The organism is Candidatus Woesearchaeota archaeon (genome assembly GCA_016214075.1).
In the GTDB taxonomy this organism is placed as follows: Archaea; Nanobdellota; Nanobdellia; order Woesearchaeales; family DSVV01; genus JACRPI01.
This window is the reverse complement of record JACRPI010000041.1, coordinates 18,045-36,575: the sequence shown is the minus strand read 5'-3', so window position 1 is coordinate 36,575 and position 18,531 is coordinate 18,045. Positions and strand designations below refer to the sequence as shown.

The following is an 18,531-nucleotide window of genomic DNA, read 5'->3' as shown; positions in this document are numbered from 1 at the left end:
CTTTGTTAATCCACATCAACAACTCAAAGGGAAAACTCCTGCTGAAGCAGCAGAGATTGATCTCCATTTAGGACAGAACAAGCTTCTTGATCTCATAAGATGGAGAGCAAAAATGCAGATGACGAAGAGATGACAATGTCGAAAAATAGAAATAATTAAATAGACCCTTTCTTGAAAGGGTATAATCTTAGAGATGTATGTCCAAAAGAGGTGTGTCATATGGTAAAAATGAATGATGATAAAGCAGCGATGTTTCTTGTCGGCATTGTCGGAGTTGTTGCAGCAGTTGGAATTATTGTTTTATTTATAGGAGCAGGAATCTCATATGATATGACTGGACAGGCAATATCTGCAAACGAAGTAGAAAAATTAAAGAAAAAACTAGAATTGTCTGATGAATTGAAGGAAGAATTGACAACAGTAAACAGCGGATCAACAGGTTGTAAAGTACCGGCAGGATACGTCTGCTGTGGTACATGTTCAAGAGAAGGCGGGGTTTGTAGTGCTATAAAGCAGGGCACTAGCTGCTGAGCTGTACTACTTAAACAACTCTTTAAAAAAAATTATTTTTCCTTTTGTTTTTTTCTATGTCCAAAATTTTATAAATATGTACTTTTTCACTCTTCTCATGCTCGACACCCAAGCTATTGAACAGAAATGGCAACAGCGCTGGAAAGAAGCTAAACTCTTTGACACTGACGCGCAACCTGGAACAAAAAAATTCTTCGGCACATTTCCGTATCCGTACATCAACGCATTCCCCCACATTGGGCATTTATACACGATCATGCGTGTTGAAGCGCTCGCGCGATACAAAAAGCTCCAGGGATATAACATCTTATTTCCGCAGGGATGGCACGCGACAGGAAGCCCTATCATCGCTGCCGCAAAACGCGTGAAAGAACGCGAAGAAAAACAAATCAAGATCATGAAAGACATGGGCATCTCTGAGAAAGAATTTCGCTCATTTGAAGATCCGAAACACTGGATTGATTATTTCGCTCCAGAATTTGAGAAGGATTTTCGGAGCATGGGTTTTGTGATTGACTGGCGCAGAAATTTCTACACCACTTCTCTCAATCCTCATTATGACGCGTTTATTCAATGGCAATTTCGAAAACTCCAAGCAAAAAACTATGTGACCCGCGGTACATTTCCTGTTGTCTGGTGTCCTAAAGAAAACATGGCAGTGAGTGATCACTCCAGAAGCAAAGGAGAAGGCGAGACAACACAAGAGTTTGTCTTGGTCAAACACAAACTTGCTGGCACTTCTGATTATCTTGTTAGCGCAACGCTTCGCATAGAAACAATTCTTGGTGTTACCAATATTTGGCTCCATCCCGACGTTACCTATGTTCGCGCAGTCGTCAATGATGAACACTGGATTATTAGCACAGAAGCCGCAGAAAAACTCGCCGCGCAAGAACGAACTATTCAACTTGTTGGAAAAGTTTCTGGAAAAGATCTTATTGGAAAGATTGTTGAGGAATTTAATGGTAAAAAAATTATGATTCTCCCTGGCACATTTTGCGCTCCTGACAAAGGAACAGGCATTGTGCACAGCGTTCCTTCAGACAGTCCTGATGACTGGATTGCACTCCAAGATCTTCAGCGTAATCATATTCTTTGTGAAAAGTATAGTCTTGATTATCGGACAATCGAAGAAATTCGCGTTATTCCTGTATTGGATACCCCTGATTATGGAGAGATTCCCGCAATGAAACTTTGTGAAGAGTTTGGGATTGCAAGTCAAAAGGATGAAAAGAAACTCCTTGAAGCGCGAAAAGCACTCTATAGAAAAAGTTTTTATCAAAGCACCATGAACGGGCTTTACCGAAACTTTTATGGAAAGAATCTTGAAGGAATTAAAGTCACTGAAGCAAAGGAGATTATCAAAAAAGAACTTCTTGGCAAAGGGTTTGAATTATTTTATGAACTCACAGGCCCTGTTGTCTGTCGTTGTTTGACTCCTTGCGTTCCAAAACTTGTTTCTGATCAATGGTTTATCGCGTATGGGGATGAACAGTGGAAACTGCAGGCGCACGCGTGCCTGAATAAAATGAAACTGTATCCTGACAATGTCCGGCAGCAATTTGAATATGTTATTGACTGGCTGCACAACTGGGCATGCACTCGAAAAGAAGGACTTGGCACAGCACTTCCCTGGGATCAAGACTGGCTTATTGAAAGTTTAAGCGACAGCACGATTTATATGGCATATTACACTATCACGCATCTTCTCTCTACTCTTGATCCTGAAAAAGTTGACGACGCATTGTTTGATTATGTCTTTCACGGCAAAGGAAATCCTCACGCACTTGCACCGCATTATGAAACCGCTCCCGCGCTTCTTGAGAAGATGCGCGCAGAATTCATGTACTGGTATCCACTTGACTTTAGAAACTCTGGAAAAGATCTTGTCCAGAATCACCTCACCTTCTTTATCTTTAATCATGTCGCATTATTCCCTGAAGATAAATGGCCAACAGGTATTGGGGTCAATGGTTGGGTTACTATTGATGGAGAGAAGATGAGTAAATCTCTTGGAAATATGATTCCTCTCCGTGACATGTCCAGCAAATTCAGCGTTGACGCCGCACGACTCACTATTCTTTCCGGCGGCGAAGGACTTGATGATCCAAATTGGGACAGCAGCTTTGCTCTTGCCGCAAAACAAAAACTTGATGGCATCCATGATTTCGCGCTTAGCCATTATAACAAGGGAAGAGAAACACATCATGCAATTGACTCTTGGATGGAATCACAGCTTTATGACATTGTTGCTCGTGCTACTTTTGCAATGGAAGAAACACAATTCCGCACTGCGTCGCAGCTCATCTTTTTTGAACTGCAGTCCGCACTCAAATGGTACCTCAAGCGCTGCCATAACGAACCACAGAAACAGTTGATCAACACTGTTATCGAAACACAACTGATTATGCTTAGTCCTTTCTGTCCGCACGTTTGCGAAGAAACCTGGGAAGCAATTGGCAAAAAAGGATTTGTCAGTGCTGGTGCTTGGCCTGCTGTACAAAAACAGCGAATCAATAAAGAACTCAACACCCAAGAAGAGATTGTCAGTACTGTTCTTTCTGACATTAGCAGTGTTTTGAAGCTTATCAAAAAAGAGCCGCAAAAAATCACGCTTTTTGTTTCTCTCCCCTGGAAGTATAAACTCTTCGAGAAACTTTATGACCTTATGGAGTCGACAAAAAATCCAAAAATGATTCTCCAGCAGATCATGGAAGACAAAGAAATGAAAAAATACGGCAATGACATTTCTAAATTCTTGCCACGACTTGTTGGCTCTGGAAAACTTACTCCCGCGCTTGCGTCTGATGACGATGAATTAAAAACGTTGCACAGCGCAAAATCATTTTTAGAAAAAGAGTTTGGATGCGCTATTGAATTTATGAAGGCAGCAAATTCCGGTCATCCAAAAGCAGGACAAGCTGTTCCTGGGAAGCCCGCGATATTGGTGGAGTGATTCTTTTTGTGAGAGAGTTTTTACACTATTCCTAATAGCGCAAGTTCCTTTTTTGTTTGTTCTACAGAAGAAAAGACTATTCCCCTTATACCGCATTCTCTTGCAGCATCAATATTTTTTTGTTTATCATCAATAAAAATACACTTTGATGCTTCGATGTTTAAATCCGCTAAAACATGTTCGAAAAGTTTTTTGTTTGGTTTTGCCATTTTCAGTTCATGAGAAAAATACATTTTCCTAAAAAGAGCAAGCATTGTTGCATGATCTTTTTGTAAATTATTTAGAGTTATGTCATCATTATCAGATAAAAGGATTAAATCATATTTGGAATGAATTTTTTTGAGTAGACCGATCATTTCTTTATTTGGAATTATTGCTTTTCTGAATATGTCCTGCATCTTTTCTTCTGTCAGTCCTAACTGAAATTTTTCATTAACAGCTTTTACAAAGTCACTCGAAGAAAGAAGCCCTTCATTCATTTGAATCATCAGACCATTAAATTCTTTGTATATTTTTTCTATGGAGATTTGCCTTTTTTTTGAAAGAACATTAAGTATTGCTGGGGTATATCTTCCACAGGAGAGAACTCCACCCCAATCACAAATTATTGTCGTAATCATATTATTTCTTTCCCATAATTCTCTTCTTCAACGTTTCCGCTGTTGTTGCTACTCCGTGCTTCTTGAAATACGACACCATATTTCTCACATCACGATCGAGCAACTCTTCCGCATTCACCGCGTCTACTGGACTTGCCTGTGACATATCAATTATTATGGGAGTTTCTTTCCAATTCAGAATGTTATACTCACTTAAATCTCCATGCACCAACTGCGCTTTTTGATAGAGCAGCGCGAGATTTTCTATTAATAAATCAAAGAACTTTTGTGGATCTTTTGGAGATTGCTGCTTTAACCGCTGCGCTGTTTCTCCTGTTGTTTTGTCTCCAATTAATTCCATGACAAAAACATGATGCAGGAGCGCGATAGGAAGCGGAACACGCACTCCTGCTTCTCTTGCTTTCATGATATTTCTGTATTCTCGCTGTACCCATGAGAAAATGACTTGTCTTCTCTGTTTTTTTAGCGCATAATATCGTGGGTCATGCTTGATGTAATCATACATTTTGTTGAAATTGCATGCTTCAAGGCGATAAATCTTTACAACTCTATATTCGTCATGTCCTTCTATCTTCTTTCGCGCAGAGAAGACATTTGCTTCTTTTCCAATAGAGACAGGACTAATTAATTCATCATAATGACGCTGTTTTGTTAACTTGATTAAGTCATTTATTGTGAACTCATCAAAAACATTGCCATACACTTTCCATCGTTCGTGGGTAATTCGTGCCATTATTGTGTACAATTGCGCTGCCCTATAAATTACTTCCTCTGCTTTTCTCTTTCTTCTTGGGTGATTTGAACAGAGAATATAGAAAGATATAAATATTGCAAGAATGAAAAAGAAATACTTATTTTCAGAAAGAGGTGTGTTTTATGGAAAAATATCATCCGCTCTACGCGTATGCAATTGTTAGTGTTGTTCTTATTTTAGGAATTCAAATGATGCTTACTGATGGAACATCTGGCATCACTGGATTCGCTGTTGGTGATCAAGGTGGTCAAGGTCAGCCTAGCGGTCAACAAGGAGGAACTCCGCAAGGTGGAGGACAGCAGGGACAAGCACAACAAGGCGGTCAAGGTCAAACTGGTGGACAGCAAAGAAGCCAACAAGGAACTGCTGCACAAAGTTCACAACGTGATGGACAACAAGGAAATTCGCAAGGTAGTCAAGGACAGACACAACAGGGAACTGGAACTCAAGAACAAACAAGCGGACAGAAACAAGGATTCTTCCAAAAAGTAGGTGGCTTCTTTGGATTTGGCAGTGATCAACAAAATAATCAACAATCTGGAACAGAAGGACAATCACAAAATCAGCAACAGGGAACTCAGGAACAAACGGGGCAATCACCACAGGGAACACAGCAACAAAATGGCGGACAACAACAAAACCCTGAAATGTATGATGATGGAACAGATACAGATGGCGATGGTCTTAGTGACGCAGAAGAGGAAAAATTAGGAACAGACGCTGAAGATGAGGACTCTGATTACGAGGCAAACAGCCAGAAATATCAAGAAGGACAATCTTCTGGACAAGTCCAAGAACTCAGCGAAGAAAGCAAAGCATGCTTAGACGCAATTGATGAAAAAATTAAATCATGCACTGAAGACGAAATTCAAACATGTCTTGATGAAGACGCAAATGTTGAATGCATTATGAAAGCAATAGGATCATGCATGGAAAAATACAAATCTGAAAAAGAGAGCAGTTGCTTCGAACAAAAATCTGATTAAAGAGGTGTAAAGAATGGCAATAAGTGAAGAAAAATTACAACTATATATTGTCGTGATCGTTGGTGTTGTCGCGGCTGTGGGCATTTTGGTTTTGTTGATGAACGCAGGTCTCGGAGACGACGCTATTAGCGGTCAGGCGACATCTGCAATCAAAATAAAACCCGTTTCTAAAATGGAGTCTGAAATTGACGATGAGTTTAAACAGCCCATAGCAAAAATGGAAAGTGAAATTGACGACGAGTAAGACGTACATATTCTTTTGCTTTTTTTGACTATTTTTTTCTAAAATTACCATTATTGAGTAATCAAATTAATTGTCCACAACATTTATAAACCATAACCTTCTACTATTCCTTAGGATGCAAATGGGTCCTTATTGAGCCGAACTTGTTGTTCGATGCTATGACACCAAGACACTCTTGCATCACACAGCCCGACACGAGAGTAACGCAATGAAGCTGTCGCAATCATGCAAGCTATGCAGTTGCGCGTTAGTGTCTCGGGCAACACTTTCATTTTCATACTTAGACATGGCATACGCCATATGGAAACACAGAGCTTTTCCTTTTTGGAGGCTTTGTCAAACAGAAAAAAAGAAAAAACATAGAATAAGTTCATTCCAATTCACCATTATCAGCCTTTAGGTTTCGTGTACTGTGCAAGCGTATACAAATACATAAAGACCGAATACTGAGAGGAGCAATTTTATCTCTCGTTTTTGGTTTGGTACTTATTCTATACAAATTAAACGGAGTTGAGTATTATGGGTAAAATTAGTCCAGTATCTGCAAAATATATCGTTCACGCAACCATCCACATTGAAGGTATGGTTGACAAGCCAGACGTCATTGGCGCAATTTTTGGTCAAACAGAAGGTCTTCTTGGGAATGAACTTGAACTTCGCGAACTCCAGCGCTCTGGAAGAATCGGAAGAATTGAAGTCAATACAGAAACAAAGGGCGGCAAAGCACAAGGATCTATTATTATTCCTTCCAGCCTCGATAAAGCAGAAACCGCGATTGTTGCCGCGTCTTTGGAAATTATTCAGAGAATCGGACCATGCAACGCAAAAATAGTCATTGAAAAAATTGAAGACGTTCGTATTTCTAAACGACAACAAGTTATTGAACGCGCAAAAGAACTTCTTAAACACCTTGTGGACACAGGCATGCCTGATTCACAGGAACTTGCGGATGAAGTCGCGCAATCTGTTCGTGTCATGGAGATTCAAGAGTATGGTTCTGAAAAACTTCCTTGCGGTCCAGCACTTGAAGAATCTGATGAAATTATTGTTGTTGAAGGGCGCGCAGATGTGATCAATCTTTTGAAATATGGTATTAAAAACACCGTCGCACTTAACGGAACTTCTGTCCCTCCAACAATGATTGATCTCTGCAGACGCAAAACAGTTATTGCATTTGTTGACGGCGACAGAGGAGGAGACCTTATTATTAAGGAACTTACCACTGTCACAGATGTTGACTTTGTTACTAAGGCACCTGATGGAAAAGAAGTAGAAGAATTAACCCAAAAAGAAATTCTCAAAGCGCTTCGCTCCAAAATAAGCCCAGAACAAGTCAAATCTGAAGGTGGAGCGCATGGTCCATCCAATGGTAATGATAGATATCAGCAACAGCGACGCCCAATGATGCAAAGCGCACCTTCTCCAGGAAGAAGAGAAATGCGGCCAATGCGACCAGCACAAGCTCCTGTACGAACTGCAGCACCACTCCCACAAGGAACAGTTGTACGAAGACCAATCGCGACAGCACGAGCTCCTACTGGCACTGATGAGAAAAAAGCATTTGGAAAAATGCTTGAAGATCTTATTGGAACACGTGGCGCGTATATCCTCGACGCAAAACTTAACATTCTTGGAAAAGTACCCTCCAGCGAACTCAGCGCAACAATCAAAAGCCTGAACAATGGCGTTCACGCAGTTGTCTTTGATGGTATGATCGAAGAAGAACTCGTTGATGTCGCAGAAACCTGCAGTGTCAAGTACCTTATCGCAATGGGCACAAAGGTAAAACCAACAGGAAACGTGCAGATTCTTACAGCAGATGAGTTGTAAAGATTTTTTCTTTTTTATTCTTCTTTCTTTTTCCCCTAACCTCAACTTGTCAAGAACCACCGCTCCTTTCAGTCGCTATAGACAGTGTGGCATGCTCGTGGTGGTTCTTGAGCATATCAGGAATTTATCACCTTCCTCCCTCACATCGTGGACTGTGTCCACTGGCTTCCTCACCAGTGGTATAGCAGACGCAATAAATTATTGTAACTTATTTGCGTCTGCGGAATAGTGAACGCACTATTATTACGATAATTTAGTGCGTTCACTATAAATTCCAAATATATTTATAGCCCCTTCTCCTTAATAATAGTATGTCCAAACGAAAGCGAGGGAAATCATTTCAGACAAAATACTACCGCGATGAGCCGTTTTACGGCATGAGCGATACGTGCACTGGACAAATTGAAGTAAATATCGAATTTATATGGAAACTTTGCAAGAAAGATGAAAACAAATTTATCAAACTCTTTTCTTTGACTTATACTCATGAATATATCCACACGATTGTCAGCGACATTGTTGAAGAACTTTATACCTGTGGGGAGGAAAAGTTTATTAGAAAGATCCTTGGCGAAGAATGGAACAAAGAAATGGAAACATATTATGAGTGCATTCCTCCAACAAAGAGTTTTGTAATTAAAACAAAGCAAACTCAGAAAAATAAGAAACAAAAAAGAAAGAATAAATAATTAGGTTTTACTCTTCTCCATACACAATTTTTGCAACTTGCTTGAGTGCAAGGACATAATTCTCGACTGCTGTTTTCTGCTTCTCGAGCGTCAGTGTTGCAAGAATTTCTTCCTGCACATCTTCAAGCGTCTCTTTCTTGTCTGTTACCATAATAATATGATATCCAAACGCTGTTTCTACAGGTTCTTCAGTCATTTCTCCTGCATTCAGACTAAATGCCGCTGTTTCAAACTCTGCAACCATTTGTCCTTTTGCGAACCAACCAAGATCTCCCCCATTAAACTCCGCAGAAGGATCTGTTGAATATTCCTTTGCGAGCGCTTCGAAGCTTTCCCCTGCTTTTATTCTTTCAATGAGTGCTGTTGCTTGTTCCAATGCCTCTTCTTTTGTCATATTGCTTTCACATCGTAAAGCACCAGTATAACAAATGAGAATGTTACTTGCTCGAACTTCTGTGAGAGTATCTTTTTGCGTTTCATAATAGGAAAGGAGCTCTTCTTCTGTCACACTCACATCCGCAAGAACCTGCTGCTCAATCAGTTTGTTCATGAGTATCTGTGTTTCTATTGCTTCTTTAAACTCATTCATAGTAACGTTCTGTTCTTCTAATTTTTGTTGAAGCTCTTCCAGCGTTACCTGCGCTTCTGCTGTAATATTTGCAATAGTTGCTTCTAATTCTGCGCTGCTTACGCTGACCCCTTTATTCTCTGCTTCTGCAAGCAATAATTCTCTTGCAATCAGCTGCTCGAGAATCGCGGAACGAAGTGTTTCCTCATCAATTGCTCCATTTTTGTAATACTCTGGAAGTTTGTCAATTTCTTTTTGAAGACTGCTTTCTGTGATTTCTACCCCATTCACTGTTGCAACGACAGTATCGAATGAGAAAAGATCAGAAAAAGAATTTGAATTATATGTTACTAAGACGAGTAATAGTATTCCTACTACTGCAATAAGGAGAAGCTTTGTATCCAACTCAAAAAGGACTTTTGGTGCTTCTCTGACAGGAGCAATAGGTGCCTGTGTTTGTTTTACTTTTTCAGAACCATGTTCTTTCACAATAGATTGTTTTTTTTTCTCCATGATATCCCTCTTCTTCAAGAATTAACTTGTCATAAAATAGACAATAGAGTGCGGTTTTAAAAGGTTGTGAATTTGCTTTCTGCTTTTATGTGAAGTGATACCATCCTAAGACAATAAGTATAAATAGTTGCATTCTGTTAAGGAACCCATGTATGAAATTGTTATTGGTAGAGATAAACACGACTTAGAAAAGTATGGCACTAAAGGCGCCATCTTTCTTGGGAAACAATATGTTACTATGGGACAAACAACATCTCTCTCCAATAATGTTTACGTTGACATGGTGCGCAGCCACGTTGTGCTTGTTGCGGGCAAACGCGGTAGTGGAAAATCTTATACTCTAGGCGTTGTCGCAGAAGGAATGGCTGACCTTCCTCCTGAAATTAAACAAAACATTACTATCTTACTCCTTGATACCATGGGCGTTTATTGGACCATGAAGTATCCCAACAAAAAAGAACTTCCCGAACTCAAAGAATGGGGGCTTGAACCAAAAGCACTTGATGTGCAAATCTATACCCCTATTCAATTTTACGAAGAATACCAAGAAAAAGGAATTCCCACTGATTTTTCTTTCGCGCTTCAGCCTAATGAACTGACTCCTGAGGATTGGTGCACGACGTTTGATATGAATATTAATGATCCTTATGGTGTTGTTCTGGAACGATGCATCAACACCCTTCGCGATGAGAAAAAAGAAGAAGGATTTAGTATTCAGGATATTATTCTCACCATTGACAAACAAGAAGCATCTTCTGAAATAAAGGAAGCACTCAAAAATAGATTTATCAACACGCTGAGTTGGGGTATTTTTGACAAAAAAGGAACAAAAATAGAAGACCTCGCGCAATCAGGAAAAGTTTGCATTCTTGATGTTTCCTGCTACGCAACAATGCCCAACGGCTGGAAAATTAAATGCCTTGTTGTTGGCCTTATTTGCAAGAAACTCTTTATGCAGCGCATGCTCGTGCGTAAAAATGAAGAGTTTGCGCAGCTGCAGGAATCCATGCGCTACTTTAGCGTTGATGAAGAAGCAAAACAAGATTTTCCTTTAGTGTGGGTTGTTGTTGATGAAGCACACGAATTTTTACCAAGGCAAGGAAAAACGACCGCAACAGATCCATTGATTACTATTTTACGAGAAGGACGACAGCCCGGCATTAGCCTTATTCTTGCAACGCAGCAGCCTGGGAAAATTCATACTGACGTTATGACGCAGAGCGATACTGTGTTGAGTCATCGCATCACCGCAAAAATTGACACAGAAGCACTTGGCGCGCTGATGCAGAGTTACATGCGCGAAGGACTTGATGTGCAACTCGATAAATTACCGCGAACAAAAGGAAGCGCATTGCTCTTTGATGATACGAACGAGAAACTCTACGCAGTCAAAATTCGACCACGCTTTACCTGGCATGGCGGCGAAAGCCCAAGCGCACTGCACGATGTGAAGAGTAAGTTTGTGATTTAGTCAAACAATTCTATTACTTCTTTTGTTGTGAGTATCTTTACTTCATTCTGCTCTTTCAATTTCTTGTCATTTGACCATATAAGACAATTCTTTAGTAATGCGAGAGCAAAAAAATCAACATCTTCTTTGTCAGGACTTATCTTTGCAGCATTTTGAAAATATCTCATATATTCTTCCAATGGAACAAATGTGATGAGTAATTGAAGTTCTTTTTTAATTTCTCGAAATTCCGTATCAGTCATTTTTGCTTTTCTCACAATTTCTTGTTTATATTTCTGAATTTCTTCAAGGGCAAATTCAGGACTGTATAATTCTAAATTTTGAAAGACGAACAAATCTGTTGCTGTCGCATTTTTCCAGAAGAAAGTAAAAAGAATATTACTATCAGCTATAAGCTTCATGAAATCAATCCTTTTTTTACCAATGCTTCAAAGCGACCTTTTTTTGCTTCCCGTGATATCTTCACAGCCCATTCATTCAACTCTTTTTCACCTTGTAATTTTTTGATCATATGTTCCTTCCAAGAAAGCTCTTCAGTCTTTTGAATAATGCACTTTCTAATAAAACCAGACCAGTTTATCTCATCAAATTGTTCCATCTTCCCCTTCACTTCTTTCGGGATTGCTAACGTAATACTTACCATAATTTCACCTTCATGTGAAAAAACGTAAAACTGTTTTAATATTTAAATTTTGTTGTTTCATAAGAGAAGAACAAAAAAATTATTTAGATGAATACGTCATTTCTTCGATACGACCAAAACGCTCTTCGTAAAATTGTATAGAAAAATGGTACAACTTAAACTAATTTAATATTTAATAATCACTTTCAATCATGCTTAATCTTGCTTCCCTGCGGTCCGCTCTGTTCCATATATTTTGAATTTCTTTCGCCATACGATTTCTCACATGGACTGCTTAACTGTTCAAATGATATCTGACAAATTCTTGAGCCTGGCCACAATTTAACAGGGACTTTCGATATATTCGCGATTTCAAGCGTGAGCTGACCTGCGTATCCTGGCTGCACTGATCCTGCTGTCGAATGAATGATAATTCCTAATCTTCCCCACGAACTTCTCCCATCTAGTCTCGCAACGAGATGCCGCGGAATTTTGACATACTCCACTGTGCTTCCCAAAACAAATTCTCCTGGATGAATGATAAAGGGTTCATTCTCCTGCTTTGTGACGAGGTCCATGAGTTCATCGGCAATTCCATGCTTTGGATCAACATGCGTTACTTCCGCATGTTTAAAAACGCGAAAAGTACTTCCTAATCGCAGATCGACAGAACAGCTTCCGACTTGATCATCCTGGATCTCTCGAATAACTATTTCCCCCGCTTTAAGAAATTCTTTAATATCTCTATCACTTAAAATACCCATAAACAAAGGGAATTTTACAGCTATAAAAAGTGATTGTTTTTAAGAATTACTTACCTTTCTGAAGGACAGTTAAATGTATTATTTTCATTATTATAAAAATAGATTAGGGATTCAAAAGCAGTAAGGCGATTCTATATGAGAAAACATTAATTTTCGGAACTTCCAAAATTGAGATTTCCATTTTTCTCATAATAAGTGAATGGCTTTTCGAATGGACAAAGTTCCGATTATTAAAGCCATTCACTATAAACAGTGAAGAGAACTTTGCAAAACTACTTATTTGAGAAAATTCTCTCTACTACCTCTTTCTTCCATTTTCCTTTTATCAACTGCTGCTTAATCTGTTCATTGCTTACTCCTTTATGTTGCTGGCTTACCACATACGCTTTCAGATCATTTTCCGGATTCAAGTATTTTTTCACAAGTTCCTTCTCCCAGCCAACTTTTATCAATTCTTTTCTTAGTTGCTCATTCGTCTTTCCTGTTTTTCTCTGAACAGCGATATACTCTTTTAAGACAGTTTCACGCGGGATATGTTTATCCACGACTGCTTTATCCCACTTGACTTCAAGCAATTCTTTTCGTAGTTCTCCCAACGATTTTCCTTGTTTTTGCTGTTCTGCAATGTATTGTGCAAGATCCTCTTCAGGATTGAGATATTTTTTAACGACTGCCGCATCCCATTTTGCTGCAAGCAACGCTTCTCGTATGTCATTACTCTTGTAGCCTTTCTTCTTCTGCATTTCGACGTATCGTTGGAGTTGTTCTTCTCTATAATCGCGCAATGGTGACGTGAAATAAACACGCGGATATTTGTGCCTTATTTCGTCAGACACTTTTTCTAGAGTGAAGACTCTTGGAATCATTTTTTTGTTTGCATACAGAATCATTGTTGCAAGAGAATAAGATATTTTTCCCTCATGTACAAGCTGATTTGCCTTTGCGACTTCATCCTCTTCAAGATGTATTGGCTTCAAGTTCTGGAACATGTTATATTTCAAATAACTTTGTTCTGGAACATAGACTCGCCAATGGTCTCCTAATTTTTTATCATCAATCATTCTCCTCAGTGCATTTTCATCAACAATTGTTGTTGCACGGAGTAAGAGTAAGATTGGAACGAGGAACAAGAGGAACAATATTTTATACGTTCTAATAACTACTTCTTTTGTTTCTTCAATTATCTTCTGGCGCGTATAATATAATTGTCCTTTCCCTTCTTCTAATACTGTTCCGATAGAGACAGACGCATACGCAGTCAGACTCCGTATTTCTATATCTAAGCTAAAGGTTTCTGTTACATCACCTGATTCTAACTCAATTCGTATAGTCTGTGTTTCGCCTGCCTCTAATGCTTCAATAATTTCTGGCGAAAGATCTTCTATGCTTATACTTTCTGGAAGATTTTTGAGGAGCACCTCAAGATTTTCCGCTACTCCTTCTTCTGGGTTGGTTATTGTAATTTCAAGCACCAAGACGTCTTCATCTTTTATTGTGACTGTATCCACTTGCTCTCCATTTTCGTAGACAGTAACATCGTTTGCGGTAATGCTTGTTATTTCAATACCCCCTTCTTCTGCGAGGATTGCCGCTTCTGCTTCAATCTCTTCCTCCTCATCTTGTTCACCATCTCCTTCACTAGCTGCTTCTGCTGCTGCCTCTGCACCTGTTTCTGCTGCTGTTTCTGCTGGTGCAGTTTCTTCTGCCGCAGGCTCTGCTGTTTCTGTTGCGGTCTCTGCTGCCGCAGGAGCTGCTCCACCACCTCCTGCGCTACTGCCTCCTTCATCTCCACCGTCATCTCCGCCGCCTCCTGAAACAAGTGAAACTGAAACACTTGTACTGTTTAATCCAATATTTCCAGAGGTGTCTGTACAATTTGAGTACACTGTATATGCCCCTGCTGTGCTTAGTGTTATTGATGCTGTTGAGAGATTCGTTGCTGAGGAATATGTCATTGCTCCTTGATTTGTTGTTTCCGAACCTGCAACACCTACAAAGAGATTGCATGATTCTATTCCTATATTATCCGTCACTGTTGCTGTGAATGTGAATGATCCCGCAGTTCCAGAAGTAGGAGTGACTTCACTCACTTGTGGATTTGCGTCATCACTGGTGAAATTTGTTTTCTCGCTTGTGTTGAGATTTCCTGCTGTGTCATTCGCAATGAATGTGATATTGTAAAGACCATGCGCTGTTGTGTTTGCGAAACTGAAATTGTAAATGTTTCCAACCTTTACTAAAGCTACTTGTTCTTTTGTGCTATTATCTGGATATGTAATGTTTGCAAATACTTTCTCGACATTTAAAAAGAGGTCACTGACATTGACACTGATGTTAATTACTGTTCCATTTCTTACCCCTGTTGTGTTTGATACTGGATTTATGTTTGTTATTGCAGGGCCTGTTGAATCTACTGTGAAGTTTGTTTTTTCCGTTGTGTTCAGGTTTCCTGTCTGATCTAACACAGTAATTGTAACATTGTAATGCCCTTCCATTGATGTATTTCCGAAACTGTAATTAAATGTCAACTTCCTTTTCGTGGAGAGGATACTATCGTTAGCTTGCAATGTCAGCGTTTCTTTTGTTGTATTATTTGGATAGGTAATGTTTGCTTGCCCGGATATAACGAAGACATTATCCGAACCGTTGACTGTTATATTAACCACGCTGTTCATTGCAGTGAAATTGTTCGCTAGAGGAGAAATAACTGATGCATTTGGTGGTGTTGTGTCATTAATCTCAACAAGTGTTGTGTTGAACCCAATATTTCCTCCGTTGTCCGTGCAATTTGCATAAATCGTATATGTATCTGGATCTGCAAGAAGCAGTGTTCTGTTTACTATTCCATTACTCAATGAGTATGTCATCACTCCTCTGTTTGTTATCGAACTACCCGTACCAGCAAACAAACTACATGATTGTATTCCTGTTTGATCAACAACAGTTGCACTAAAGTTAATGTTTGTATCTTCATTTGCTGTTGTTGGAGATATTTGCGTGACATTTGGAGGAGTATTATCTTGACTGAGATTGAGGATGAGTTGGTTTGCTAATGGCACTATTCGCAATTGATCAATGAGTAATGTCAGATTTGTTTTTTCATTATTCTTTGCACCGACCAATGTTGTTGGTGATTCATTGACAAGGATGTTACTATTATTTACTATAAACTGTGTAATATTCAGGAATGAAACGATGCCATCGCTTGGGGTTCCCACATTTTGGAGCGTACTTCTATTCAATAGATTTGTGATGTTTATGTTTACATCAACCATTGATGTGTTTGTCGCGTTCACCGCCTGAATATCTATATTCCACATCAGTCGTGAAATGTTTCCATTTTCTGTTCCTGTCGTTGTATTGCAAAAGGTGTTATTCGCAATAAGACCATCCATTATTGGGCTTGTACTAAAACGAGTGTTTTCAACAGACAGCCCATTTACTCTAAACCCACAGACAGTATTATTTGCAATGAGATTCACAAACTCTGGTCTTGTCACAGAGGCAGGCAATCCCGCCACCGCACCAACATTAATGATAATCCCATTTTCCGAACCAAAAGATAAATTATTCCAAAGGACAGTGTTGCTTGATGTATTCTCTACTATAAGCGCGGAACGACCAGACCCTTTGATCGTGTTGTTCAGAAGCGTATGATTTCCTCTATTAATCAGGTGAACACCTATTGTTGAGTTTGCAATAGTATTATTTGTTAGATTAAATCCTTCTGCGTGTATAAGTATCGCTTCGCTTGACGCATTACTGAAGGTGTTATTGAATATGGTAACATTTCTTGATGATGATAAGGATTGTGTCTTGATCATAGTGCTATAATTCTCTGCAAGACAATGCTGGATTCGAACTCTGTTTGAGCCATTCACAATACTGAATAAATCTCCACTACTGTTTCCAATTATAATAGTATTATTACAACTGATGACAGAGTCATTAACATTATTAATTTCTATAAAATGTGATGATGACGATATATTTATCCTAAACGTTCCAGGACAGAATGTGACGTTTATACCTGGATCAAGTCCTATTCCTGATATAATTGGAAGAGTGCATGCTCTATATGTTGAATTAAATAGAACACTGTTTCCGGTGTTATTATTTGGATCCGTGCAATTGACTTGCCAAGTAAATCTGTCTCCACTGAAAAACGTCCTATTAAATGTTACATTCACATCATTATCATTCGCAGCAAGCACTGTTGTTCTTCCTGAGAAGCTTCCTCCAGAGACATTCAGCGCGAGATCACAGGTTCGCGCAAATCCCAGAGTTGGAATATTAAATGTAAAGTTAATTTCATACTGATCGGTATTATTTGCTGTGCTGATGAGCTTTGGCTGAATCGTGTTGTTGTCTGTTGTATTGATGAAGACGTTTTCATAACGAATGAGTGGCCTGCTATGATTGTTTGCAAAGATATTTCTGGTTATGTTAATGTTCGTCGCATTTCTTATGTCAATAGCAAATCCTGCAAAGAAACCTCCTGTAAAATTGTTGCTATCTATTGTGATGAAGCTCGTATTCCCTGCTGATGTTCCTGTAATATTGATCGCAACTCGTGTATTATTTTCAAATGTGTTATTGTAAAGGAGGGTTTGATTTGCACCTGACTCGATCTTTACTCCAAACCGAGCGCCAGCAAAATTACAATTCTTGACTATGACTCCTTTGCTACGCACCGCTATTGCACTCTCTTTAGTATCATCTGCGGGGTCATCTGACTCAATTATTGAACCATTGCAATCTAAGGTAATGTTCGCAACACCAATATCTATCTGTGCCTCAGAACCGGAAATCAGATACTGATCCCTACATAAAATAGTATTATTAATGATAGGAAATTCAGATCCTGTCCCCACTCTCGTGCACCCCGGACCAAATATTCTGACATTATCATACACCGTGACATTCGCGGTTCCCGCAACTGTATTTCCACAAGTGACGTTCCACGCGAATGTACCATTCCCTTGGAAGGACCTATTGTATTCAAATAATTGAAGCGTTGCGTTACTTACCATTGTAAATGGTCCTGTGTTTCCCCCTGCTTCTGATGTAAACTCAATGTTACATATTGTTCCTGGAGTTGGAGTCATGTGAGATCCTGTCCCATTTGTATAATTCGCATAGAAGTATACATTGCTTGTATCGTTGAACAAATTGTTTATTTCCAGACCAGGTATTTTAACATTGCTCGCTGTGTTTGGAACAATATCCCCATCATCAAAGAGTTTAAGCGTTGCATTTGTTCCCAGCCCTGTATTAACTGCTCCTGCTTCTTGTACAGACAACATTATTCCGATGACTATGAAGAAGACAAACACAACTGTTGCAAGAAGGTGATTCATGTTCCGCATTTTATTTTCTGCGCTCATGTTCTCACCTCCTTCTTCTTCGCACGGTTCAGAACTGTCCAGATTGTTCTTTGATCTTTTTTGAGGAGCTTTGCTATACTTGCATTAGAGAGAGAATATGTTTTTTTTAGATACACGACAATACTTTCAAGAACACTTAATTTTTTATCCGCAATACATAAACATGGAATTGTCCATTTTGTTTCTGGAATATCTAGCGAAATCGCATATTTTTTTCTCGCTCGCCTATATGTTGTACTCAACGCAATCTGATTTCGATCAAGTAATTTTTCCATCTGCACAAATTGTAATTGCCGCTTCTCTCGAAGATACACTGTTATCGCTTCAAGACTACTCAGCGGTGTTGCAGCGAATAAAGAAACAGGAATATGCTGACTCTGCTGCTGGCGTTCTTGCTTTTCTTTTTCCTTCAGAAGCTTGAGAATATCTTTTGGCTCTACTTTTTTGAGCAAGGTGAGTACTTCAAGTAGTTGTCGCTCGTCTTTTTTCTTCACACCGCTCATTTTTTGTGCTTCTTTTCTTACATAATAGTTATTACTTTTAAATATTATGTAAAATATACATATTTTTTCTTACATAAGCTTTATTTTTAGTAA

15 protein-coding genes are annotated in these 18,531 nt (G+C 39.1%); 7 read left to right on the top strand and 8 right to left on the bottom strand.

Annotation, left to right across the window (positions count from 1 at the left end; translation table 11 throughout):
• The first annotated feature begins 219 nt into the window (after positions 1-219).
• Positions 220-531 carry a hypothetical protein gene (locus HZC31_07705; protein MBI5003243.1) on the top strand — a complete coding sequence of 104 codons (312 nt, stop codon included), beginning with the start codon at positions 220-222 and terminating at the stop codon, positions 529-531.
• 97 nt (positions 532-628) lie between these two features.
• Positions 629-3,487, top strand: a complete 2,859-nt coding sequence (gene leuS / locus HZC31_07700) for a leucine--tRNA ligase (GenBank protein MBI5003242.1) — start codon at positions 629-631, stop codon at positions 3,485-3,487.
• 20 nt (positions 3,488-3,507) lie between these two features.
• Here the strand turns inward: leuS and HZC31_07695 are convergent, their stop codons facing one another.
• Positions 3,508-4,107 (bottom strand): HAD family phosphatase, encoded by a 600-nt coding sequence (locus tag HZC31_07695; protein ID MBI5003241.1) that lies wholly within the window; start codon positions 4,105-4,107, stop codon positions 3,508-3,510.
• A 1-nt stretch (position 4,108) separates the two neighbouring features.
• Positions 4,109-4,840, bottom strand: coding sequence for a serine protein kinase RIO (locus HZC31_07690; GenBank protein MBI5003240.1), 732 nt, complete (start codon positions 4,838-4,840; stop codon positions 4,109-4,111).
• 143 nt (positions 4,841-4,983) lie between these two features.
• Between HZC31_07690 and HZC31_07685 the strand changes: the two genes are divergently transcribed.
• The 4 genes from HZC31_07685 (at position 4,984) to HZC31_07670 (ending at position 8,610) form a co-directional block, all read left to right on the top strand.
• Positions 4,984-5,847, top strand: coding sequence for a hypothetical protein (locus tag HZC31_07685; protein ID MBI5003239.1), 864 nt, complete (start codon positions 4,984-4,986; stop codon positions 5,845-5,847).
• A gap of 13 nt (positions 5,848-5,860) precedes the next feature.
• Positions 5,861-6,091 (top strand): hypothetical protein, encoded by a 231-nt coding sequence (locus HZC31_07680; GenBank protein MBI5003238.1) that lies wholly within the window; start codon positions 5,861-5,863, stop codon positions 6,089-6,091.
• A 519-nt stretch (positions 6,092-6,610) separates the two neighbouring features.
• Positions 6,611-7,921 (top strand): DNA primase, encoded by a 1,311-nt coding sequence (locus HZC31_07675; GenBank protein ID MBI5003237.1) that lies wholly within the window; start codon positions 6,611-6,613, stop codon positions 7,919-7,921.
• A gap of 311 nt (positions 7,922-8,232) precedes the next feature.
• The gene (locus tag HZC31_07670; GenBank protein MBI5003236.1) at positions 8,233-8,610 is read left to right on the top strand and encodes a hypothetical protein; all 378 of its coding nucleotides are present in this window, start codon (positions 8,233-8,235) and stop codon (positions 8,608-8,610) included.
• A gap of 7 nt (positions 8,611-8,617) precedes the next feature.
• On the opposite strand, the gene HZC31_07665 is transcribed toward HZC31_07670, so the two are convergent.
• Positions 8,618-9,691: a peptidylprolyl isomerase gene (locus HZC31_07665; protein MBI5003235.1), complete on the bottom strand. Its 1,074-nt coding sequence runs from the start codon at positions 9,689-9,691 to the stop codon at positions 8,618-8,620.
• A 148-nt stretch (positions 9,692-9,839) separates the two neighbouring features.
• On the opposite strand from HZC31_07665, the gene HZC31_07660 reads away from it, so the two are divergent.
• Complete coding sequence (locus HZC31_07660) at positions 9,840-11,162, top strand: ATP-binding protein (GenBank protein ID MBI5003234.1); 1,323 nt, start codon at positions 9,840-9,842, stop codon at positions 11,160-11,162.
• Here HZC31_07660 and HZC31_07655 read toward each other — a convergent pair.
• The 5 genes from HZC31_07655 to HZC31_07635 all read right to left on the bottom strand — a co-directional run bounded on the left by HZC31_07655 (position 11,159) and on the right by HZC31_07635 (position 18,429).
• The gene (locus tag HZC31_07655; GenBank protein ID MBI5003233.1) at positions 11,159-11,563 is read right to left on the bottom strand and encodes a hypothetical protein; all 405 of its coding nucleotides are present in this window, start codon (positions 11,561-11,563) and stop codon (positions 11,159-11,161) included. The two genes, HZC31_07660 and HZC31_07655, sit on opposite strands and share 4 nt — an antisense overlap.
• Complete coding sequence (locus tag HZC31_07650) at positions 11,560-11,805, bottom strand: hypothetical protein (GenBank protein ID MBI5003232.1); 246 nt, start codon at positions 11,803-11,805, stop codon at positions 11,560-11,562. The genes HZC31_07655 and HZC31_07650 overlap by 4 nt, the downstream gene beginning before the upstream one ends.
• Positions 11,806-11,990: 185 nt before the next feature.
• Positions 11,991-12,548: a dCTP deaminase gene (locus HZC31_07645; GenBank protein ID MBI5003231.1), complete on the bottom strand. Its 558-nt coding sequence runs from the start codon at positions 12,546-12,548 to the stop codon at positions 11,991-11,993.
• 272 nt (positions 12,549-12,820) lie between these two features.
• The gene (locus HZC31_07640; protein ID MBI5003230.1) at positions 12,821-17,935 is read right to left on the bottom strand and encodes a right-handed parallel beta-helix repeat-containing protein; all 5,115 of its coding nucleotides are present in this window, start codon (positions 17,933-17,935) and stop codon (positions 12,821-12,823) included.
• Positions 17,932-18,429, bottom strand: a complete 498-nt coding sequence (locus tag HZC31_07635) for a hypothetical protein (protein MBI5003229.1) — start codon at positions 18,427-18,429, stop codon at positions 17,932-17,934. The genes HZC31_07640 and HZC31_07635 overlap by 4 nt, the downstream gene beginning before the upstream one ends.
• Positions 18,430-18,531 lie beyond the last annotated feature (102 nt).